This is a genomic window from Vogesella alkaliphila (assembly GCF_014652475.1).
Lineage (GTDB): Bacteria > Pseudomonadota > Gammaproteobacteria > Burkholderiales > Chromobacteriaceae > Vogesella > Vogesella alkaliphila.
Map to the genome: position 1 here is coordinate 1 of NZ_BMYW01000013.1, position 19,848 is coordinate 19,848.

At 64.8% G+C, this 19,848-nt stretch carries 21 protein-coding genes, 3 tRNA genes and 1 riboswitch; of the genes, 7 read left to right on the top strand and 17 right to left on the bottom strand.

From position 1 onward, the window contains the following. The 6 genes from IE100_RS15035 to rsmD form a co-directional block, all read right to left on the bottom strand. The coding region (locus IE100_RS15035) for a GTP-binding protein (RefSeq protein WP_229800408.1) at positions 1-277 on the bottom strand (277 nt) is incomplete at its 3' end. Between the two features lie 31 nt (positions 278-308). Continuing rightward, a tRNA-Thr gene (locus tag IE100_RS15040) sits at positions 309-383 on the bottom strand. A gap of 26 nt (positions 384-409) precedes the next feature. Beyond that, positions 410-483: transfer RNA gene (locus IE100_RS15045), tRNA-Gly, on the bottom strand. 53 nt (positions 484-536) lie between these two features. After that, positions 537-621: transfer RNA gene (locus tag IE100_RS15050), tRNA-Tyr, on the bottom strand. A 139-nt stretch (positions 622-760) separates the two neighbouring features. Beyond that, a complete protein-coding gene (locus tag IE100_RS15055) occupies positions 761-1,012 on the bottom strand; it encodes a YfhL family 4Fe-4S dicluster ferredoxin (protein WP_189375302.1) in 252 nt (83 codons plus the stop codon). Positions 1,013-1,088: 76 nt separating this feature from the next. Further along, a complete protein-coding gene (rsmD, locus tag IE100_RS15060) occupies positions 1,089-1,640 on the bottom strand; it encodes a 16S rRNA (guanine(966)-N(2))-methyltransferase RsmD (protein WP_189375304.1) in 552 nt (183 codons plus the stop codon). Between the two features lie 177 nt (positions 1,641-1,817). Between rsmD and ftsY the strand changes: the two genes are divergently transcribed. The 4 genes from ftsY to rpoH all read left to right on the top strand — a co-directional run bounded on the left by ftsY (position 1,818) and on the right by rpoH (position 5,508). Next, positions 1,818-2,906, top strand: coding sequence for a signal recognition particle-docking protein FtsY (ftsY, locus tag IE100_RS15065; protein WP_189375306.1), 1,089 nt, complete (start codon positions 1,818-1,820; stop codon positions 2,904-2,906). 62 nt (positions 2,907-2,968) lie between these two features. After that, complete coding sequence (gene ftsE / locus IE100_RS15070) at positions 2,969-3,622, top strand: cell division ATP-binding protein FtsE (protein WP_120812561.1); 654 nt, start codon at positions 2,969-2,971, stop codon at positions 3,620-3,622. Continuing rightward, the gene (gene ftsX / locus IE100_RS15075; protein WP_189375308.1) at positions 3,619-4,527 is read left to right on the top strand and encodes a permease-like cell division protein FtsX; all 909 of its coding nucleotides are present in this window, start codon (positions 3,619-3,621) and stop codon (positions 4,525-4,527) included. Before ftsE ends, ftsX begins: the two co-directional genes overlap by 4 nt. Before the next feature lie 120 nt (positions 4,528-4,647). Continuing rightward, entirely contained in the window at positions 4,648-5,508 is an 861-nt protein-coding gene (gene rpoH / locus IE100_RS15080; RefSeq protein WP_189375309.1) for an RNA polymerase sigma factor RpoH, read from the top strand. Positions 5,509-5,583: 75 nt separating this feature from the next. Here the strand turns inward: rpoH and IE100_RS15085 are convergent, their stop codons facing one another. From IE100_RS15085 to IE100_RS15095, 3 genes are all read right to left on the bottom strand, one after another. Beyond that, the gene (locus tag IE100_RS15085; RefSeq protein ID WP_189375311.1) at positions 5,584-7,317 is read right to left on the bottom strand and encodes a PglL family O-oligosaccharyltransferase; all 1,734 of its coding nucleotides are present in this window, start codon (positions 7,315-7,317) and stop codon (positions 5,584-5,586) included. Between the two features lie 61 nt (positions 7,318-7,378). Continuing rightward, positions 7,379-9,199, bottom strand: a complete 1,821-nt coding sequence (locus IE100_RS15090; RefSeq protein ID WP_189375313.1) for a PglL family O-oligosaccharyltransferase — start codon at positions 9,197-9,199, stop codon at positions 7,379-7,381. Between the two features lie 65 nt (positions 9,200-9,264). Further along, positions 9,265-9,690, bottom strand: a complete 426-nt coding sequence (locus tag IE100_RS15095; RefSeq protein ID WP_189375315.1) for a pilin — start codon at positions 9,688-9,690, stop codon at positions 9,265-9,267. A gap of 430 nt (positions 9,691-10,120) precedes the next feature. Here IE100_RS15095 and IE100_RS15100 point away from each other — a divergent pair, with 430 nt between their 5' ends. Both IE100_RS15100 and proB read left to right on the top strand, forming a co-directional pair. After that, positions 10,121-11,479, top strand: a complete 1,359-nt coding sequence (locus IE100_RS15100; RefSeq protein ID WP_189375317.1) for an adenosylmethionine--8-amino-7-oxononanoate transaminase — start codon at positions 10,121-10,123, stop codon at positions 11,477-11,479. A gap of 72 nt (positions 11,480-11,551) precedes the next feature. After that, positions 11,552-12,670, top strand: a complete 1,119-nt coding sequence (gene proB, locus IE100_RS15105; protein WP_189375319.1) for a glutamate 5-kinase — start codon at positions 11,552-11,554, stop codon at positions 12,668-12,670. A 223-nt stretch (positions 12,671-12,893) separates the two neighbouring features. Here proB and IE100_RS15110 read toward each other — a convergent pair whose 3' ends face one another. The 3 genes from IE100_RS15110 to ruvB all read right to left on the bottom strand — a co-directional run bounded on the left by IE100_RS15110 (position 12,894) and on the right by ruvB (position 15,153). Beyond that, positions 12,894-13,298, bottom strand: a complete 405-nt coding sequence (locus IE100_RS15110) for a hypothetical protein (protein WP_189375321.1) — start codon at positions 13,296-13,298, stop codon at positions 12,894-12,896. Between the two features lie 65 nt (positions 13,299-13,363). Continuing rightward, entirely contained in the window at positions 13,364-14,086 is a 723-nt protein-coding gene (locus tag IE100_RS15115) for a glutamine amidotransferase (RefSeq protein WP_189375323.1), read from the bottom strand. Positions 14,087-14,118: 32 nt separating this feature from the next. Then, positions 14,119-15,153 carry a Holliday junction branch migration DNA helicase RuvB gene (gene ruvB / locus IE100_RS15120; RefSeq protein ID WP_189375325.1) on the bottom strand — a complete coding sequence of 345 codons (1,035 nt, stop codon included), beginning with the start codon at positions 15,151-15,153 and terminating at the stop codon, positions 14,119-14,121. 79 nt (positions 15,154-15,232) lie between these two features. After that, a riboswitch (FMN riboswitch) is annotated at positions 15,233-15,383 on the top strand. A gap of 130 nt (positions 15,384-15,513) precedes the next feature. Here ruvB and ribB point away from each other — a divergent pair. Next, positions 15,514-16,146, top strand: coding sequence for a 3,4-dihydroxy-2-butanone-4-phosphate synthase (gene ribB / locus IE100_RS15125; RefSeq protein WP_189375327.1), 633 nt, complete (start codon positions 15,514-15,516; stop codon positions 16,144-16,146). 110 nt (positions 16,147-16,256) lie between these two features. On the opposite strand, the gene IE100_RS15130 is transcribed toward ribB, so the two are convergent. The 5 genes from IE100_RS15130 to IE100_RS15150 form a co-directional block, all read right to left on the bottom strand. After that, the gene (locus tag IE100_RS15130; RefSeq protein ID WP_189375329.1) at positions 16,257-17,039 is read right to left on the bottom strand and encodes an NYN domain-containing protein; all 783 of its coding nucleotides are present in this window, start codon (positions 17,037-17,039) and stop codon (positions 16,257-16,259) included. 33 nt (positions 17,040-17,072) lie between these two features. After that, positions 17,073-17,819 carry an SDR family oxidoreductase gene (locus IE100_RS15135; protein WP_189375330.1) on the bottom strand — a complete coding sequence of 249 codons (747 nt, stop codon included), beginning with the start codon at positions 17,817-17,819 and terminating at the stop codon, positions 17,073-17,075. Between the two features lie 2 nt (positions 17,820-17,821). Further along, entirely contained in the window at positions 17,822-18,415 is a 594-nt protein-coding gene (gene ruvA / locus IE100_RS15140; protein WP_189375332.1) for a Holliday junction branch migration protein RuvA, read from the bottom strand. Between the two features lie 150 nt (positions 18,416-18,565). Beyond that, positions 18,566-19,039, bottom strand: coding sequence for a hypothetical protein (locus tag IE100_RS15145; protein ID WP_189375334.1), 474 nt, complete (start codon positions 19,037-19,039; stop codon positions 18,566-18,568). Between the two features lie 106 nt (positions 19,040-19,145). Further along, entirely contained in the window at positions 19,146-19,757 is a 612-nt protein-coding gene (locus IE100_RS15150; protein WP_189375336.1) for a LysE family translocator, read from the bottom strand. Positions 19,758-19,848: the final 91 nt, after the last annotated feature.

Below are 19,848 nucleotides of genomic sequence, written 5' to 3' on the forward strand. Positions count from 1 at the left end.
TCATGTTCTTCACGTAGTCGGCGTGACCTGGGCAGTCAACGTGAGCGTAGTGACGAGTCTCAGTCTCGTACTCTACGTGAGCGGTGTTGATGGTGATACCACGTGCTTTTTCTTCTGGCGCACTGTCGATCTGCGAGTAATCTTTCGCTTCACCGCCGAATTTCTTCGACAGAATGGTGGTGATCGCTGCAGTCAGAGTGGTTTTACCATGGTCCACGTGACCGATGGTACCAACGTTTACGTGCGGCTTGGTCCGCGCAAACTTTTCCTTAGCCATGGCAAATTCCCTGAATACAATAAAATGAGTTTGGTGCTCATGGGCGGAATTGAACCGCCGACCTCTCCCTTACCAAGGGAGTGCTCTACCCCTGAGCTACATGAGCCAAAAAACTTTACAACTTGCTGCACTTGGAGCGGGTGAAGGGAATCGAACCCTCGTCGTAAGCTTGGAAGGCTTCTGCTCTACCATTGAGCTACACCCGCCTTACGATCCCGGCCAACTCTAACTGCTTTCGCCGCCAAGATGCTGGTAACTTTGGTGGGGGGAGAAGGATTCGAACCTTCGAAGGCTGAGCCGTCAGATTTACAGTCTGATCCCTTTGACCGCTCGGGAATCCCCCCGTGAAGAAGCCCGAATATTATAGACAGCTCCGGCGATCGTCAACAGCTTTTCCGTGATTTTTCGGATTTTTTGCAGCCAGAATGCGAACAGCCGCCACACTCGGTGGCGGCTGCGTCACAAATCAACGGCTTAGCACACTCAGGCCTTGCCGGTGATCACCAGGTATTTTTGATACAGTTGGTCGTGCGTTTCCGGATTGGAGGCATCCAGCGGGATGCAGTCCACCGGACAGACCTGCTGGCACTGCGGCTCGTCGTAGTGGCCGACACACTGGGTGCACAGGTTAGGATCGATTTCGTAGATCTCTTCACCTTGCGAAATGGCGTTGTTCGGGCACTCCGGCTCACAGACATCGCAATTGATGCATTCGTCGGTAATGATCAAAGACATAGTAATTTCCTCAGGTATTTCACTAGTGAATTCTGGCACCGCCGGCACACCATCGCAAGCCCATGCCGTTATATGTTTATTCGCTGGACCCGGCCACCAGCAGCGCGAAGCGCACCGCCCCCGCCTTGCCCTCTTTCAGCACCTGCCAGCCGGCGAACTGTTCCGGCCGATCCGATTCTATATATATGCATCCGCCCGCCTTCAGCATGCGGCCAACCTTGGGCAGCAATGCCGGCAGCAGGTTCAGCGCATACGGCGGATCAAGGAAGATCAGGTCGAAGCGCTCCGCACTGCGGGCCAGATAGTCCTCCGCGGCGCCGGAGTGCAGCTGCACCTCGGACGCGGCCAGCAGCGCCTTGCTGTCGCGCAGGCATTGCAGCGCCGTACGGCTTTTCTCGACCAGCACCACCTTGCGCGCACCGCGCGACGCGGCCTCGAACCCCATCGCCCCGCTACCGGCGAACAGGTCGAGACAGTCGGCGTTTTCAACACGATCGGCCAGCCAGTTGAAAACGGTTTCGCGCACCCGGTCCGGGGTCGGCCGCAGGCCGTCGACATCCGGAAAAGGCAGCAGGCGCCGGCGATACTTGCCGGCAATGATCCGCACCCTGTTGCGTTGCTGCGCCATGCCCTGTCCTGCCCTGTTCAAAGAAGGGCGAGATTTTACTCCATTTAGCGCCGCAGAACTTCTGTCGTGAATCAATCCGTTAACGCCATGTCGCGCTTTATACTCAGGTTTGCCCCTGCCCCGGCTTTTGCCGGTACAATCCAGCGCTAATCTCTTACTTCGACTCAGCCATTTCGCATGTTCAGCTTTTTCAAGAAAAAAACCGTTCCCGACTCCACTCCGACCCCGCCGGCCGCTCCCGTCGCGCCCGCAGCGGACATCGTCACCGCAGCACCGGCAAGTGTCGAGCCGGCACCGGCCGCAGCGGTAACGACACCGCCGGTTACCGCTGCGCCGGCCAGCAGCGTGGCGCCGGCGAAGCCGAGCTGGACCGAACGCCTGAAATCTGGCCTTGCCAAGACCCGCGACAAGCTGGGCAAGCAGCTGGCCGGCCTGTTCGGTGGCGGCAAGATCGACGAAGACCTGTACGAAGAGCTGGAAGCGGTGCTGCTGACGTCGGACATGGGCATGGACGCCACCAGCCACCTGCTACGCGACGTGCGCGAGCGGGTGTCGCTGAAGGGACTGAAGGACGCCAGCGAGCTGAAGGGGGCGCTGAAGGAGGCGCTGGTCGAGCTGATCCAGCCACTGGAGCAGCCACTGCAGACCCACGGCAAGAAGCCGTACGTGATCATGCTCGCCGGCGTCAACGGCGCCGGCAAGACCACCTCGATCGGCAAGCTGGCCAAGTACTTCCAGAGCCAGGGCAAGTCGGTGCTGCTCGCCGCCGGCGACACCTTCCGTGCCGCCGCGCGTGAACAGCTGATCGCCTGGGGCGAGCGCAACAACGTCACCGTGATCGCGCAGCAGAGCGGCGATGCCGCCGCCGTCTGCTACGACGCGATGCAGGCGGCGATGGCCCGCGGCATCGACATCGTGATTGCCGACACCGCCGGCCGCCTGCCGACGCAGCTGCACCTGATGGAAGAAATCAAGAAGGTGAAGCGCGTGATCCAGAAGGCGATCCCGGACGCCCCGCACGAGGTGGTGCTGGTGCTGGACGCCAATATCGGCCAGAACGCGATCAACCAGGTGGTGGCCTTCGATCAGGCGCTGGGCCTTACCGGCCTGATCCTCACCAAGCTTGACGGCACCGCCAAGGGTGGCGTCATCGCCGGCATCGCCAAACAGCACCCGGTGCCGCTGCGCTTCATCGGCGTCGGCGAAGGCATCGACGACCTGCGTCCGTTCTCGACCCGCGACTTTGTCGACGCGCTGTTCGACTGAGCGGCCTGATCCACTTGCGGTCACAGAACTTGCGGCCAACCTTTAGTGCGGAATGATTGCCGATGATCCGATTTGACCAAGTCACCAAGCGCTACCCCGGCGGTCACGAGGCGCTGCGCAACCTGTCCTTCACCGTGGAAAGCGGCGAGATGGTGTTCCTCGCCGGTCACTCCGGCGCCGGCAAAAGCACCTTGCTGAAGCTGGTTTCCGGCATCGAGCGCGCCACCAGCGGCAATGTGCTGGTCAACAACCAGAACCTGAGCAAGCTGCGCGCCAGCCAGCTGCCCTATGTGCGCCAGCACATCGGCGTGGTGTTCCAGGATCACAAGATCCTGTTCGACCGCACGGTATTCGACAACGTGATGCTGCCGCTGGACATCATCGGCTTCGACCGCCGCGATGCGCAACGCCGCGTGCGCGCGGCGCTGGACAAGGTCGGCCTCGCCGGCAAGGAAAAGGTGATGCCGATCCGCCTGTCCGGCGGCGAACAGCAGCGGCTGTGCATTGCCCGCGCCGTGGTGCACCGCCCCAGCATCCTGCTGGCGGACGAGCCGTCGGCCAACCTCGACCGCGCCTACGCGCTGGACATCATGGAGCTGTTCAAGTCCTTCCACCAGGTCGGCGTCACGGTGCTGATCTCGGCCCACGACGAAACGCTGATGGAAGACTACGGCCGCCGCATCATCCGGCTTCGTGAAGGACAATTCGCCGCATGAAACACTACCTGTACCTGCACGCGCAGAGCGCCCGCAGCGCGCTGCTGAAGATCCTGCGCCAGCCGTTCGGCAACCTGCTCAACCTGCTGATGCTGGCCATCGCGCTGGCACTGCCGGTATCGCTGTATCTCGGCGTCAGCAGCCTGCAGCAGTGGACCGCCAGGCTGAACACCACGCCGCAGATCACGCTGTTCATGGAGCTGTCCAGCGAACCGGCCGACCTGGCCGCGGTGGAGAGCAGCCTGAAGCACCATCCGCGGGTCGCCGCCTACCGCTTCGCGCACAAGGACGCCGCGCTGAAAGAGCTGGAGCAGCGCAGCGGCCTGAACGCGATCAGCGAGGGCCTCGGCAGCAATCCGCTGCCGCACGCCTTCATCGTCACCCCGCAACCGCTGGAGCCGGCGATGCTCGACCTGCTGCAGAAGGAGCTGTCCGGCCTGCCCATGGTGGAGCTGGCGCAGTTCGATGCCGCTTGGGCGCGCAAGCTGCACGCGATGATCACCCTCGCCAGCCAGCTCGCCTGGCTGCTGGCGGTGGTGTTTGCGCTGGCGATGGTGCTGATCAACCACAACACCATCCGCATGCAGATCCTAGCGCGGCAGGAGGAGATCGCGGTCTCGAAGCTGATCGGCGCCACCGACAGCTTCATCCGCCGTCCCTTCCTCTACCACGCGGCGTGGCAGGGCAGCTTGTCCGCACTTCTGTGCTGGGGCCTGAGCAGCTGGCTGGCCTACCAGGCCAATCCGGCGCTGGCCGAGTTCGCCAGCCTGTACGGCATCGACGCCCAGTTGCGCAGCCTGCAGCCGCTGGAGGTGCTGGCCATGCTGCTGGGCGCCATGCTGCTGAGCATGCTCGGTGCAAGGTTGGCCGCAGACCATCATCTGCGCAAAAACCAGCCGGCGTGACCCCAAGATCGAGACAATCGGTCTGATTGAAATTTGCCATTGGCAGGAACTCCTGTCGTCTGGCACTCTCATAATCCGAGTGCTAAGATAAGTCGGTCCATCTAGGAGGATTGCGAATACATGTCCACTTTTGCCCTGCCCGTGCTTTCTTCCAACGGTAGCCTGGAGCAATACATCCAGACCGTTAACAGCATCCCGATGCTGACCCAGGAAGAGGAGATCGAGCTTGCCACGCGTCATCAGCAACACGAAGACCTGGAAGCGGCAAAGCGCCTGGTGATGTCTCACCTGCGCGTGGTGGTATCCATCGCCCGCGGTTACGCCGGTTACGGCCTGCCACAGGCCGACCTGATCCAGGAAGGCAATATCGGCCTGATGAAGGCGGTCAAGCGCTTCGAACCGAACCGCGGCGTGCGCCTGTTCTCGTTCGCGGTGCACTGGATCAAGGCCGAGATGCATGAATTCATCCTGCGCAACTGGCGCCTGGTGCGTATCGCCACCACCAAGCCACAGCGCAAGCTGTTCTTCAACCTGCGCAGCATGAAGAAGGGTTTTGCCGCGCTCAGCGACAGCGAAGCCCGCGCCATCGCCGAAGACCTCGGCGTCAAGCCGGAAGAAGTGCGCGAAATGGAAACGCGTATGAGCGGCCAGGACGTGTCGCTGCTGGCCGACGACAACGACGACGACGCCTACGCCCCGATCGACTGGCTGGCCGATGCCCACAACGAGCCGACCGTGACGCTGGAGCGCCGCGCAGTGGATCGCCTGCAGAGCGAAGGCCTGCTGGAAGCGCTGTCGACACTGGACCCGCGCAGCCGCCGCATCATCGAGGCGCGCTGGCTGGCCGACGACAGCGGCGCCACGCTGCATGACCTCGCCGCCGAATTCGGCGTCTCCGCCGAGCGCATCCGCCAAATCGAAGCCAAGGCGCTGGGTAAGATGAAGGCGGCGCTACACAGTGGCGTGGTTATCGACGGCTGAGCCACACGGCCCTGCCAGACACAAAAAATCCCTGCCATGAGCAGGGATTTTTCATTGCCGGCCAGCTGCCGCCATTCACGGCTTCAACATCGCCGCCTCGACCTGTTGCCTCAGCGGTTGCCACGCCGGCTCTTCCGGTGACAGCGCGCGCAGGAAGAACGGTGCGTAGGTCGGAAACGAGGCCAGCGCCAGCCGCATGGTGTAGGCGGCCTCCTGCGGACGCCCTTCCAGCGCCAGGAACTGCGCCTCCTTGCGCAGCACGTCAGGATACGGCCGCATCTGCGCCAGCAGCGCGATCCACTGCCGCTGCTGCGGCGGACTGTCGCGCCCCGGTCTCACCACATCGTCCAGCAGGCCCAGCGCGTGGAAGGCGAACAGCGGCTCCTCGCGCATGATCTGCTGCAGCCGCTGCTGTTGCTGCGCGGTACGCGGGTTGTACAGGCCCTGCATCTCGACGTAGCGATAGCTGCCATAGGCCGCCAGCAGCAGCATCAGCAGCGCGCCGTACTGTACCGGCCGGAACGGACGACGCTTGCCCCCTTCCGCCACCGGCGCCAGCGCCAGCAGCATCACCAGCGCCGCCGGGAAATACAGATACCACAGCGGGAACTCCAGCATGCTGTGCAATAGCGAAATGGCCAGCATGGCCAGCGGCAGCAGATGCACCGCCCGCGCCTGCCGGCCGCACCACGGCAGCAGCACCCAGACCAGCCCCAGCAGCACCGCCAGGGTGCCGATCAGGCCGACCTCGGCCAACAGCTGGAACACCAGATTGTGGGCATTGCTGAACAGGCCGCTGTTGACACCGCTATCGACAAACTGCGGCAGCAGCTGCAGCCGCACGCTGTGGTACGCGTACTGCGACCAGCCGGCGCCGAACCACGGCGCCTCGCAAAACACCAGCCACGCCTTGCCCCACTCCGCCAGCCGGCGCGCGCCCATGCCGTCAGAGTTGGCCGCCAGCCGCTCGACCCCGCTGGCCACCAGCTCGCCATGCAGCAGCGGCCGCAGCAGCCACTCGCCCAGCGGCAACGCGAACTGCATCAGCAGCAGCAAGCCGGCCGCCAGCAGCAGCCACTGCATCAGACGCTTGCTGGCCTCGTCGCGCACGTGCCAGTACCAGGCCGGTGCCAGCAGCAGCAAGGCGGCGGCATAAAGCAACACGGTGCGGGAGCCGGCAAAGGCGATCGACAGCGCCAGCCACAGCAGCACCGCAACGGCCACGCCGCGCGACAGCACCCGCGCCACCGCCAGCCAGCTGACCGCCACCAGCCCCCAGCTCAGGTAGTGCGCATACTGGTTGCGCTGCCCGATGTGGCCGAAAATATTGGAGGTCGGATGCGCGCCATCGTAGAACAGCACGCCGCCCAGCAGCGGCGCCAGCCCGGTGAGCTGCGCCAGCCCGATCAGCGACTGCAGCAGGGCACCGACCAGCAGGCCCTTGGCCAGCACCGTCATCACCGTTTCGGCGTCGCTCAGCGCCTGCCAGCGCGCCACCGCCAGCGCCAGCAGTGCCAGCGCGAGAAAAGCCAGCGCCGTTGCCACATTGAGGCCGGGAAACAGCAAGTCGACAAACCATGGCTGGCTCAGCCACAGCAGCGCCAGCAGCGCCAGCCACGGCACCATCCGCGGCAGCCGCAACGTGCCCTGCGGCAGGCACAGACAGGCCAGCGCGCCGAGCACCACGGCCGCGATCTCGCCCCACCACTGCGGCAGCGGCAGGTAGTGGAACGGCGACAGGAACGGCAGCACGGTCACCGCCGCCAGCAGCAATGCGGCCAACCTTGGCCGCGCAAGAGAAGCAAACATCATCAATCCGCGTTACGGCAAAGGCGGAAGCATACCGCACCGACGCTTTGGCTGTCAGAACTCACGGCAAGGGCCGACTCAACGAGCGACTGGCCACACTTTGCACGGCAGCCAAGCCACCTCCCTGTCGGTAAGCCTGTTGAGCCTGCAGCACCAGTTGTTTCAATGGGAGGATCTCCGGTTCAGGCCGTACTGCCAGCGTCTGCTGCATGGCAGGCAACGCCTCTGGATACGTGGCAATCGCCATAATCATGGCCTCACGAGCAGCCTGCGGTTGCTGATGCCACGCCCGAAGCATTGCCAGATGGCACAACAACATTGGATAAGGCCGATAACGAGCTAATTGTTCATAATGTTGCAACTTGATTTCAAGGTCTTGCGGTGATGGCCGTAGATAATTTGCCAGAGTCAACTCGGCCTCATACGCCCAGAACGGATTGCGCGATAGCCGCAATAAGTCCTCGATACGCTGCTTATTTTCAACAGGATTACGCGGCGGCTGCGCCGTGGTTACCGTGAAAAATCCAGGAATACCGAACATCAGATAAAGCAAACACCCCAGCAGCAGCATACTTAGGCCCAAGCGTCGTAATGAGGCACGCACCGATACATTCACTGCTGGCAGCGGCGATAGCGCCAAGACGAACAGAAAAGCTACCAGAAAAGGTAAATACCACAACGGGTACTCAAACATCGAATGCCCCAGAATGGTAGCCCCCAACAATAGCAGGAAAGCATTCTCACGATTGGCATGTTGCGTTTGCAAAAATGGTAATAGGCACAGCGATACCGTCACTGCCGCCAGCAGGGTTGCCGGTATACCCGTTTCAGCCAGCAACTGCATGACCAGATTATGACTATGAGTAAACAGTACGCTTTCCGGCAGCTTGGGCAGACCGCCAAACGCTTCTAGCCAGGTTGAGTGGTAAGCGTAGCCGCCCAAACCCACCCCGAACCAGGGGTAGGCCGAAATCATCAACCATGCTTTTTGCCATTCGATACGGCGCCGGGCGCCAAAACCGGCATCACCCAACCGATCCCAACCACTGCCAATACTCTGCCCTGTGAGCACTTGGGCAAGCCAGGTACCACCCCATTGCATCAGCAAAATCAACAAGACAGCCGACAGCAAACCCCATAACAAACGACGATCACGGCCACGCCAGTACCAGACAACCGCCACAAGCAGCATCGATCCGGCATAGGCCAGCGGCAAGCGTCCGCCCGACCACGCCATCACCAATGCCAACAAGCCTATCGCTGGCCACGCCAACCAGCTACGCAAGTGCTGTCCCAGCCACAAATACACGGCCGCCAAAACACCCCAAGTCAGCACATGTGCAAACTGGTTACGCTGCGCGATATTGCCCATGATTAACGGAACAGACTGGTGATACACCAGCCAACCATCGGCTAACTGCGCCACTTGCAGCAACTGCGCAATACCGATCAGCGCTTGCAACAAGCCTCCCCCCAACATTACGGCAGCCAAGGTGATCAGTAACTGTGCTCGTCCCAGCCTGCTTTGCAGCTGAAACAACAGGCTGGCCGCAACTAGAGCCAGCACCACCGCCAGCGATTCCGATAGCGCCAGACTGTAGATACCACCATCGCGGTGCAAGGCTGCCGGCAGGAACACCATGCACCACCACAGCCCTGCCAATGGTAATAATCGTGGCACGGCAATCGAGCATGGCTCATCCGCAGCCACGTCACTCCACAACGCCAGCAGTAGCACCGGTACCAGCAACATCACCACGACGCTATTGGTCCACCAATCGGGTGCTGGGGAGTAACGGGCAAAGTTGAAGAACGGCAGTACCAGCATCAGCGACAACAACAGCAGCAATAAACGATCGGCAGTGAACGAAGAGAGACGCATCGGGAAATCCGGCAAAATGAAAAAAGGGTGCCGTAGCACCCTTGTTATTTTTACTTATCAGCGTATCAACGGCAATTGGATGGCAACCACTTGGTACTCATCGCGGAGCCAGAAGCATCACATGCCCAAGTAATGGAACCAGAAGCCGCTGTCGGTGTAATGGCCAACTGAGCCCCCGAAGCTACTTTTTCATTGTACTCCACAGTCACTACACCACTGGCACCAACTGATACCGAAACAACCGCATTACCCTTGATATCAACAGCAGATGCAATACCGGCCGAAGCGTTAGAAGTTGGCCAAACGCCATTACTGGCGTAGTACTCAGCGATCGCAGTTTTCGAGCCGGCCGCCAGTTGCAACCCCTCCCCGACATGGGCTCGCTTGGTGTAGTCCTGATACGCCGGGATCGCGATCGCTGCCAGAATACCGATGATCGCTACCACGATCATCAGTTCGATCAGGGTAAAACCTTGTTGTGCACGTTTCATGCGTAGTGCTCCTGTTTGAAAATGAAAAATGGCAAACTACCAGCGAAAAAACAAATCCTGTTCCCGCAAGCCGGCGTTGCAATTGCCAATCGACACTCAAGCCGCTCCGGTCAATCGCAGGGCCGAGGCTAGGTCATGCCTAACTGCGCCCTCCACTGCCAGCCGCCTTAACAACCGTCGCGGCGAGGATACACGGCAACGGGGCCGTGCAGCTTGATTCCTGACAAAGCAGAGCAAAATCGGCGCCAGGCTGTGCCAGCGCGGCAGCAATAGCCGGACAAGGCCGCCGTAGCTGGCTTTTCGCGCTTATCGTCGCCAGAGCCGCCGTAGCAGGCTGGCGCAAAAACGGCAAGCGACTGACAATTTTCGTCAACCTTGCGCGGCGCGGCGCCATGTTACGATGCCCGCCTTGTCCTCCGGAGGCCCCACCATGCATGACTCGCAAGCACAACACTGGCTGGCGCGCAGCCGCGCCGCGGTGTGGCACCCCTGCACCCAGATGAAGCGCCACGAAACCCTGCCCATCATCCCGATTGCCTCGGCCGACGGTATCTGGCTGCAGGATTTCGACGGCAAACGCTACATCGACGGCGTCAGCTCGTGGTGGGTCAACCTGTTCGGTCACAACCAGCCGCGCATCAAGCAGGCGCTGAAGGAGCAGCTCGATACCCTGGAGCACGTGATCCTCGCCGGCTTCACCCACCAGCCGGTGGTGGAGCTGTCGGAAAGGTTGGCCGCGCTCACCGGCCTCGGTCACGCCTTCTATGGTTCGGACGGCGCCAGCGCCACCGAGATCGCGCTGAAGATGAGCTTCCACTACTGGCGCAATCACGGCCAGACGCAGAAGACACGCTTCCTCAGCCTGGAACACAGCTACCACGGCGAAACCGTCGGCGCGCTGGCGGTCACCGACGTGCCGCTGTTCTCCAACACCTACGCGCCGCTGCTGCAGCACAACCTGCGCGCGCCCAGCCCCGACGCCCGCCTCGCCGCGCCGGGGGAGACGGCCGCCGACGTCGCGCGCCGCGCCGCCAGCGCGCTGGAGACCCTGCTGCAACGGCACGGCCACGAGCTCGCCGCCTTCATCATCGAGCCGCTGGTACAGGGCGCCGCCGGCATGGTGATGTACGACCCGCTGTACCTCGCCGAGGCACGCCGGCTGTGCGACCAGTACCGGGTGCACCTGATCGCCGACGAGATCGCGGTCGGCTTCGGCCGCACCGGCACGCTGTTCGCCTGCGAACAGGCGGCGATCCGCGCCGATTTCCTGTGCCTGTCGAAGGGCATCACCGGCGGCTACCTGCCGCTGTCCTGCGTGCTGACCACCGACGACATCTACGCCGCGTTCTACGACGACGACGTCAGCCGCGGCTTCCTGCACTCGCACAGCTACACCGGCAACGCGCTGGCCTGCCGCGCGGCGCTGACCGTGCTCGACATCTTCGAGGACGAACAGGTGATTGCGGCCAACCTTGCCACCGCCGCGCTGTTCAGCCGCCATCTGGCGGTGATCGCCGCCCACCCGGCGGTGCGCCACTTCCGCCAGCGCGGCATGATCTGGGCGTTCGACGTCGACTGCCAGCGCGCCGACTTCGGCCCTGCCTTCTTCAGCCTGATGCTGCAGCAGGGCTGCCTGGTGCGCCCGATCGGCAAGACGGTGTATTTCATGCCGCCCTACATCATCGAGGAAAGCCATATGCGGCAGCTGGTCGACGCCACGCTGTCGGCGCTGACGCAACTGCTGGCCGGCGACCGGCCGTCGTCGTCGCCGGAAGCCGCGCTGCCGTAGACCGTGACGCACTGCGGCATGGCGGCGGAATCGGGTAAACTGACGGCTTTGCTTCTGACGGGATTCGGCGACATGCAATCGGTGATTCACAGCGCCACGCGCATCGTGGTGAAAGTAGGTTCCAGCCTGGTGACCAATGACGGCAAAGGTCTGGACATGAGCGCGCTGGCGCGCTGGGCCGCCGAAATCGCCGACCTGAAACGCCGCGGCAAGGAAGTGGTGCTGGTTTCCAGCGGCGCCATCGCCGAAGGCTGCCAGCGCCTGGGCTGGGCGAAGCGGCCGAAGGCGGTGCACGAGCTGCAGGCCGCCGCCGCCGTCGGCCAGATGGGGCTGTGCCAGGCCTATGAAAGCGCCTTTCGCGAGCACGGCCTGAAAACCGCGCAGGTGCTGCTCACCCACGAAGACCTGTCCGACCGCCTGCGCTACCTCAACGCCCGTACCACGCTGTCGACGCTGCTGGCGCTGAACGTGGTGCCGATCATCAACGAGAACGACACCGTGGTCACCGACGAGATCCGCTTCGGCGACAACGACACCCTCGGCGCGCTGGTCACCAACCTGATCGAGGCCGACAGCCTGGTGATCCTCACCGACCAGCAGGGCCTGTACACCGCCGACCCGCGCAAGCACCCCGACGCCGCCTTCGTGCACGAGGCCGAGGCCGGCGACAGCAAACTGGAGGAGATGGCCGGCGGTGCCGGCTCCAGCGTCGGCACCGGCGGCATGTACACCAAGATCATCGCCGCCAAGCGCGCCGCGCGCAGCGGCGCCGCCACCGTGATCGCCTGCGGCCGCGAGGCCAACGTGCTGTCGCGGCTGGCCGACGGCGAGGCGATCGGCACCCAGCTCAATGCGCCGACCACCCGGTTGGCCGCACGCAAGCAGTGGCTGGCCGATCACCTGCAGCTGTCCGGCAAGGTGGTGTTGGACGCCGGCGCCGCGCTGGCGGTGCGCGAAAAAGGCACCAGCCTACTGCCGATCGGCGTCATCGCGGTGGAAGGCAGCTTCCTGCGCGGCGATGCGGTGGTCTGCGTCGACGAACAGCACGTCGAGGTGGCGCGCGGCCTGGTCAACTACAGCTCGGAAGAGGCGCGCCTGATCATGCGCAAGGCCACCCGCGACATCGAGGGCGTGCTCGGCTACCTGATCGAGCCGGAGCTGATTCACCGCGACAATATGGTCGCGCTGTAAGAACCTGTTCACGATCTGCTGCGCTTCGGCGATACCGCGTTAAAAACGGCTTCGGAATGCTCATTTACTACTTGTAAACTCCGCTTCCTCAGCCGTTTTCGTCTTGTCTCGCGTGAGCGTGCGAGGTCGTGAACACGTTCTACGGCAACGCACACAAAGCAACAGGGCTGCCGCGGCAGCCCTGTTTGCATGATGGCCCGACCCGAACGGCCGGAACGAACGCTTACTCCGGCGTCTTGCCGTTACGCTCGTTGGCGCGAGCCTCCACCGCGCGCATGATCACGTAGGCGACCATGGTGCACAGGAAGAACAGCAGCATCACCCACGCGATCTGCGACAGGGTGTCGATCACGGTGCGGTAGATCTGGATGGTCCAGCGCACGCCGTTCAGCTCCAGCGCCGATTCGCGGCCGTTGGGCACGAACTTCTCCAGATCCCAGATGCGCACGCCGCCGGACACGCCGACCACCACGATGGCGAAGCTCATGTACTTGCGCCAGGCCTCGGCCAGATCATCGCCGACGATGCGCGACAGGATTTTCTTGACTGCCTCGTTGAAAAAACGGACCACCAGTATCGAGGTCACCAGGGCGACCGCCAGTGTCACCAGCAAAATGGCGTAAAACATGCCTGCATACTCCCTGAGCAATCATGAGCAAATAAAACATCCGGCGCGCATTGTACGCCGGGTAGTCAGCCTTGCGCAGCCGCCGGCAGCAAGGCGGCGAAACGCTGCAATAAAGCCGCCGCATGTGGTGTCGCTGCAACATTCTGCTGCAGCGCCGGCAGCGACAGCTGCGCCTTGTCCAGCAGCGGCGCCAGTTGCGCCAGGTAGCGCGTCATCGCCTCGGCATTGAATTCCGGGTGGAACTGCACGCCCCACGCCGAACCGTGGCGGAAGGCGTGGTGCGGTTCGAAGGCATTGTGCGCCAGGCACACCGCGCCGGGCGGCAGCCGCTGCACGCTCTGCCAGTGGATCACGTTGGCGGCAAAGCTCGCCGGCAACGCCGACAGCAGCGGGTCGCTGGCCGCCGCGGCGGTGGTGTGCACCGTCACCGTGCCGGCCTCCGGCCCCTGCGGGTGGTAATCCACCTCGCCGCCCAGTGCCGACGCCAGCAGCTGGTGGCCGAAGCAGATGCCCAGCAGCGGCACGTTGGCCGCATGCGCGCGGCGTAGCCAGGCGGCGGTGGCCTCGCTCCACGGCGCGCGCTCGCTGATCATCGCCGCCGAGCCGGTAATCACCGCGCCGGCCACCTCCGCCACCGCCGGCAGCGCCTCGCCGGCCTGCACGTCGATCACCTGCCAGCTGTCGCCGTCGGCGCCCAGCTCGCGGCGGATCCAGTCGTCAAAATCGCCCAGCTCGCCACGCAACCCGGCATAGACGCGGCCGGTGCGGATAATCAGCTTTTTCTGCATCGTGTTCGCTCGTGAACCGGCGCTGCCGCCGCTTACTCCCGGGTCGGCAGCCCGAAATGGGTATAGGCCAGCGCGGTGGCCATCCGCCCGCGCGGCGTGCGCTGCAGGTAGCCCTGCTGGATCAGGAACGGCTCGATCACGTCCTCGATGGTGTCGGTCGACTCACCTATGGCGGCACCGACGTTGTCCAGCCCCACCGGGCCGCCGCCGAACTTGTCCAGGATGGCCTGAAGCAATTTGCGGTCCATCACGTCCAGGCCGGCCGGATCGACGTCCAGCATCGCCAGCGCGGCGTCGGCCACCGCCGCCGTCACCGTGCCGTCGGCGCGCACCTCGGCGTAGTCGCGCACGCGGCGCAGCAGGCGGTTGGCGATCCGCGGCGTGCCGCGCGAACGGCGCGCGACCTCGAACGCGCCGTCGTCGCCCAGCGGCACGTTCAGCAGCCCGGCGGAGCGCACCACGATGCGCTGCAGCTCCTCCGGGGTGTAGAACTCCAGCCGCGCGACAATCCCAAATCTATCCCGCAGCGGATTGGTCAGCATGCCGGCGCGGGTGGTGGCACCCACCAGCGTGAACGGCGGCAGGTCGATCTTCACCGAACGCGCCGCCGGCCCTTCGCCGATCATGATGTCGATCTGGTAGTCCTCCAGCGCCGGATAGAGGATCTCCTCCACCACCGGGCTCAGGCGGTGGATCTCGTCGATGAACAGCACGTCGTGCGGCTCCAGATTGGTGAGCAAGGCCGCCAGGTCGCCGGCGCGCTCCAGCACCGGGCCGGAGGTCTGGCGCAGGTTGACGCCCATCTCGCGCGCGACGATGTGCGCCAGCGTGGTCTTGCCGAGGCCGGGCGGGCCGAACAGCAGCACGTGGTCCAGCGCCTCGCCGCGTTTCTTGGCCGCCTCGATGAAGATTTCCAGCTGCTCGCGCGCCTTCTTCTGGCCGACGTATTCGTCCAGCTGCTTCGGCCGCAGTGCGCGCTCCAGCGCCTCTTCCTGCTGCGACAGGCTTTGCTGGGTGACGATGCGGCGCTCCGGCGCGCCGCCTATCAGGTTGTCGGTCTGGATCATGTCGCTATCACTCGGGATCAATCGCCCGATGTTACCACTGCTATACTGTGCCCCGCTTGCGGCCAACGTTGGCCGCAAGCGACGTCTTCAGGGCGGGGTGCAATTCCCCACCGGCGGTATGGCTGCCCGCGCAGCCGAGCCCGCGAGCGCTTTTGCCGCCCGGCAAAAGGTCAGCAGATCTGGTGCGATGCCAGAGCCGACGGTCACAGTCCGGATGAAAGAAGATGGCGCATCCCCCGCCCGCAGGCCTGCGGCGGAGGATGCTGTCCGCGCACGCCGTGCGCCCAAGGTTGGCTGCAAGGCCGGCCGCTTCACGCCCCGTGACGTGTTTCTCACTAGCTGAATCGAGGACCGTTATCCATGAATGCCCACACCGATCTCCTTTCCCTGCGCCTCCACGCCGCGCTGGCCGCGCTGCGCGCCGGCAAGCCGGTCATCGTCGCCGACGACCACGACCGCGAAAACGAGGCCGACCTGATCCTGGCCGCCGACGCGCTGACGGTGCCGGAAATGGCGCGCCTGATCCGCGACTGCAGCGGCATCGTCTGCCTGTGCCTGACGCCGGAGCACGCGGCGCGGCTGCAGTTGCCACCGATGGTGGCCGACAACGGCAGCCGCTACGGCACCGCCTTCACCGTCAGCATCGAGGCCGCCGAGGGCGTGAGCACCGGCGTGTCCGCCACCGACCGCGTCACCACCATCCGCGCCGCCATCGCGCCGGACGCCAAGCCCGCCGACCTCGCCCGCCCCGGGCACGTCTACCCGCTGATCGCCCGTGCCGGCGGCGTGCGCGAACGGCGCGGCCACACCGAATCGGCGGTGGAGCTGGCGCGGCTGGCCGGCTTCAGCCCGGCCGGCGTGCTGTGCGAGCTGATGAACCCGGACGGCAGCATGATGCGCGGCGCCGAGCTGGACGCCTACGCCGCACAGCACGACCTGCCGCAGCTGACGGTGGCCGAGCTGGTGGAGTGGCTGGCACGCGAACACCCGTAAAGGCTTGCGGCCAACCTTGGCCATCAACCTTGCCCGCAAACAAAAACCGCAGCGCCTACTCCATATAGTGAACACGCTGCGGTTTTTTCCGGTTGGCGCCGGCAAGCGCCCTACTTGGCCGCCTTGCGGCCGCCGCCGTTGCCCGGCTTGAGGCGGATCGACACCCCGCCGCGGCCGCCAGTGGCCTTGCGCACCTCGAACCAGCCCGACTTCAGCACCAGCTCGGACAGCTTGGCAAAGCCGTAATTGCGCGGGTCGAAGTCCGGCATCCACTGGCCGAGCAGGCTGCCGACGCCGCCGAGGTCGGCCCAACCCTCGTCGTCGTCCATGCTCTCGATGCCCTTCTGGAATTGCGCGCGCAGCTTCTTGTCCAGCGGCCGCAGCACCCGCGCCGCCGGCGCCGCCTTGCCACCGCCACGCGCGCCGTCGCCCTCCTTGGCCGCGCTCTCCTCCGCCTTGGCCTCGTCGCTCAGCGCCAGCACCTCCACGTACACGAACTTGCTGCAGGCGTTGACGAAGGCCGACGGCGTCTTCTCCTCGCCGAAGCCCCACACCTCCAGCCCGTCCTCGCGCAGCCGCGTCGCCAGCCGCGAGAAGTCGCTGTCGCTGGAGACCAGGCAGAAGCTGTGGTAGCGGCCGGAGTGCAGCATGTCCATCGCGTCGATCACCAGCGTGATGTCGGACGCGTTCTTGCCCTTGGTGTTCGGGAACTGCTGGATCGGGTGGATGGCGAAGCGCGCGCACAGGTCGCGCCACGCCTTGTCGTGACGGCTGAAGTCGCCGTACACCCTTTTCAGCGCCAGCACGCCCAGCTTGCCGGCCTCTTCCAGCACGTCCTCGATCCAGCCCGGCGACACGTTGTCCGCGTCGATCAGTACCGCTACGTTGGCCATTGTTTTCCCCTTGTTGACGATGCGGCGGCGCGCTCAGCGGCCGCCGGCGACATCGATGAAACTGCCGGTGGTGAACGAGGCGGCGTCGGACAGCAGCCACAGGATCGCCGCCGCCACCTCCTCCGGCTGGCCGCCGCGCTGCATCGGCACCGCGCTCTTCACGCGGTCGACGCGGCCCGGCTCGCCGCCGTCGGCGTGCATCCCGGTGTAGATGAAGCCGGGACGCACGCCGTTGACGCGGATACCCTCGGCCGCCACTTCCCTGGCCAGACCCACGGTCAGCGTGTCCAGCGCCCCCTTGCTGGCGGCGTAGTCCACGTATTCGTTCGGTGAGCCCAGGCGCGCGGCGGCGGAGGACACGTTGACGATGGCGCCGCCCGGCCCGCCGTGGCGGGTGGACAGCCGCTTCACCGCCTCGCGGCAGCACAGCAGCGGGCCGACGACGTTGGTGGCCATGATGCGCTGCCAGCGCGCCACGCTCATCTCGTCCAGCCGCATCTGCTGCTCCAGCACGCCGGCGTTGTTGACCAGCGCCGACAGCGGCCCCAGCGCCGCCTCGCACTCGGCGAACAGGCGCAGCACGTCCACCTCGTCCGCCACGTTGGCCGCAATCGCCACCGCCTGCCCGCCGGCGGCGTGGATGTCGGCCACCACCGCCTCGGCGGCGGCATGGTTGCGGTGGTAGTTCACCGCCACGGCGTAGCCCTGCTGCGCGGCCAGCCGCGCGGTGGCGGCGCCGATACCGCGGCTGGCGCCGGTGATCAGCAGCACCTTGCTCATGTTCAGCCTTTCATCAGGTTCTTCAGCGCGAGGCGTACGCCGTCGCTGACGGTCACGTCCGCCGGCAGGCCCTTGGTGGCCGCGGCGGCCTCTTTTTCGTTGTAGCCCAGCGCCAGCAAGGCGTTGACGATGTCGCTCTTCTCGTCCGGCGTGGCGGCGAACGGCAGTCCGCCCGGCACGGTGAGGTTGCCGCCGGTGGCCAGCTTGCCGCGCAGCTCCAGCACCAGGCGCTCGGCGGTTTTCTTGCCGATGCCGGGCACCGACGACAGCCGCTTGATGTCCTCGCTGGCCACCGCGATGGCCAGCTCGTCGGCGGTCATGCCGGACAGGATGGCCAGCGCGATCTTGGCGCCGACGCCGGTGATCTTGATCAGCTGGCGGAAGGTCTCGCGCTCGTCACGGCTGCCGAAGCCGTACAGCAGGTGGGCGTCCTCGCGCACCACCAGGTGGGTGAACAGCGTGGTCTTCTGCCCCAGCGCCGGCAGCTGGTAGAAGGTGGTCATGGTCACGTCCACGTCGTAGCCGACGCCATTCACGTCGACGGTGACTTGCGGAGGCAGTTTTTCGAGCAGGGTGCCGGTGAGTCGTCCGATCATTTCGGGGCTTTCAAAAGGTTGGCCGCAGCGCGGCGCTTGACAGTACAGGATGACGGCCAGCGCCGGCGGGCCGGTGGCGAGGAGGCTGGCCGGGTAAACCGGCGGCGTGTCCGGCATTGTGCCACAGCGCCGCCGTGCACCGTGCCGCGGCTAGAAACGCCAGCCGCCGTGGGCGCCGACCACGCCGGCCAGCAGCGCACTCAGCGTCAAGGCCAGCAGGCCGACGTGCAGCCACTGCAACAGGCGCAGGGTGCCGGCCGGGTCGCGCTGCGCGCGCCGCTTCAGCCAGCGGTGGATGAAGAACGGCTCCAGCACGAACAGCATCAGCAGGAAGGGCAGCCACGCCGCCAGCATCAGCTGCAGCCAGCCGGTGTCCCGCAGCCGCGCCCAGCCGTCGCTGGCGTGCAGCATCCACGCGCCGCTGGCCAGCGCCAGCAGCACCCACAGCCGCGCCTGCGCGCCGAAACGGTGCTCGACGTCCTCGAACATCGCGTACTGCTGCTCGGGAACGAAGCGGCGGCGGATCGCCGGAATCAGTACCGTGGTGACGAAGGCGACCCCGCCGACCCACATCACGATCGCCAGCACGTGCAGCGCGCGGGCGATGGCATAGTCATTCCACATCGCAGGCTCCAGACGGAAAGGTTGGCCGCAGTGTGCCACGCGGCGGTGCGGCCAACCTTGGGCGCGGACAAGAAAGCGATGACCGGTATCGCCGGCAACCGTGTGCTCAGCGCTGTGCCGTTGCCAGCGAGGCCCCGAAGTACGCAAAGCTGCCGGCGGAGAGCTTGCCGAGCAGGCGGCCGCCGCGCTCCGACTGCAGCCAGCCCTTGGCGCGGCGGGCAAACAGCGCGTAGCCGCAGTGGATCACCACCACCAGCGTGCTGTAGGTCAGCACCAGGGTGGCAAACTGCCGCGGATAGGGCTGTGCCGGATCGATGAATTGCGGAAACACCGACAGGAAGAAAAAGATTGCCTTGGGATTGGTCAGCTGCAGCGACAGCCCCTCGACAAAACGCCGGCCAAGGCTGGCGTCGTGGGTCGGCTGCGCGGTGAAGCTGAATGACGGCGCACGCCACAGACGGATGGCGAGATAGAACAGGTAGGCGGCACCCAGCAGTTTCAGCACGGTAAACGCCAGCGCCGACGTTGCCAGCAAGATGCCGAGGCTGGTGGCGGAGATCGCCGCCACCAGCATGGCGCCGGCGGCAATGCCGACAATGCCGCCCAGGGTGCCACGCAGCCCGAAGCGCAAGGCATTGCTCAGCGTCATCACCACCCCGGGGCCGGGACTCAGGACCGTGGTGGTCGCCATCAGCAGGAACAGTAGATAGAGCTTCATTCGGGTCTCCTCGGCAGCAGGCATGGCCGCAAATAATACCATCGCCATAATCGGCCATGGCACCCGGCGAACAAAAACCGGCGCCCCCGCC

Coding starts and splice junctions, on each gene's coding strand:
- rsmD (WP_189375304.1), bottom strand. CDS start 1,640: ATGGCGCAGCAACGCAACAGGGTGCGGATCATTGCCGGCAAGTATCGC.
- IE100_RS15115 (WP_189375323.1), bottom strand. CDS start 14,086: ATGCAGAAAAAGCTGATTATCCGCACCGGCCGCGTCTATGCCGGGTTG.
- ftsE (WP_120812561.1), top strand. CDS start 2,969: ATGATCCGATTTGACCAAGTCACCAAGCGCTACCCCGGCGGTCACGAG.
- IE100_RS15110 (WP_189375321.1), bottom strand. CDS start 13,298: ATGTTTTACGCCATTTTGCTGGTGACACTGGCGGTCGCCCTGGTGACC.
- proB (WP_189375319.1), top strand. CDS start 11,552: ATGCAATCGGTGATTCACAGCGCCACGCGCATCGTGGTGAAAGTAGGT.
- IE100_RS15095 (WP_189375315.1), bottom strand. CDS start 9,690: ATGAAACGTGCACAACAAGGTTTTACCCTGATCGAACTGATGATCGTG.
- ftsX (WP_189375308.1), top strand. CDS start 3,619: ATGAAACACTACCTGTACCTGCACGCGCAGAGCGCCCGCAGCGCGCTG.
- ribB (WP_189375327.1), top strand. CDS start 15,514: ATGAATGCCCACACCGATCTCCTTTCCCTGCGCCTCCACGCCGCGCTG.
- IE100_RS15145 (WP_189375334.1), bottom strand. CDS start 19,039: ATGTGGAATGACTATGCCATCGCCCGCGCGCTGCACGTGCTGGCGATC.
- IE100_RS15150 (WP_189375336.1), bottom strand. CDS start 19,757: ATGAAGCTCTATCTACTGTTCCTGCTGATGGCGACCACCACGGTCCTG.
- ftsY (WP_189375306.1), top strand. CDS start 1,818: ATGTTCAGCTTTTTCAAGAAAAAAACCGTTCCCGACTCCACTCCGACC.
- IE100_RS15130 (WP_189375329.1), bottom strand. CDS start 17,039: ATGGCCAACGTAGCGGTACTGATCGACGCGGACAACGTGTCGCCGGGC.
- IE100_RS15100 (WP_189375317.1), top strand. CDS start 10,121: ATGCATGACTCGCAAGCACAACACTGGCTGGCGCGCAGCCGCGCCGCG.
- IE100_RS15055 (WP_189375302.1), bottom strand. CDS start 1,012: ATGTCTTTGATCATTACCGACGAATGCATCAATTGCGATGTCTGTGAG.
- rpoH (WP_189375309.1), top strand. CDS start 4,648: ATGTCCACTTTTGCCCTGCCCGTGCTTTCTTCCAACGGTAGCCTGGAG.
- ruvB (WP_189375325.1), bottom strand. CDS start 15,153: ATGATCCAGACCGACAACCTGATAGGCGGCGCGCCGGAGCGCCGCATC.
- IE100_RS15135 (WP_189375330.1), bottom strand. CDS start 17,819: ATGAGCAAGGTGCTGCTGATCACCGGCGCCAGCCGCGGTATCGGCGCC.
- IE100_RS15085 (WP_189375311.1), bottom strand. CDS start 7,317: ATGTTTGCTTCTCTTGCGCGGCCAAGGTTGGCCGCATTGCTGCTGGCG.
- ruvA (WP_189375332.1), bottom strand. CDS start 18,415: ATGATCGGACGACTCACCGGCACCCTGCTCGAAAAACTGCCTCCGCAA.
- IE100_RS15090 (WP_189375313.1), bottom strand. CDS start 9,199: ATGCGTCTCTCTTCGTTCACTGCCGATCGTTTATTGCTGCTGTTGTTG.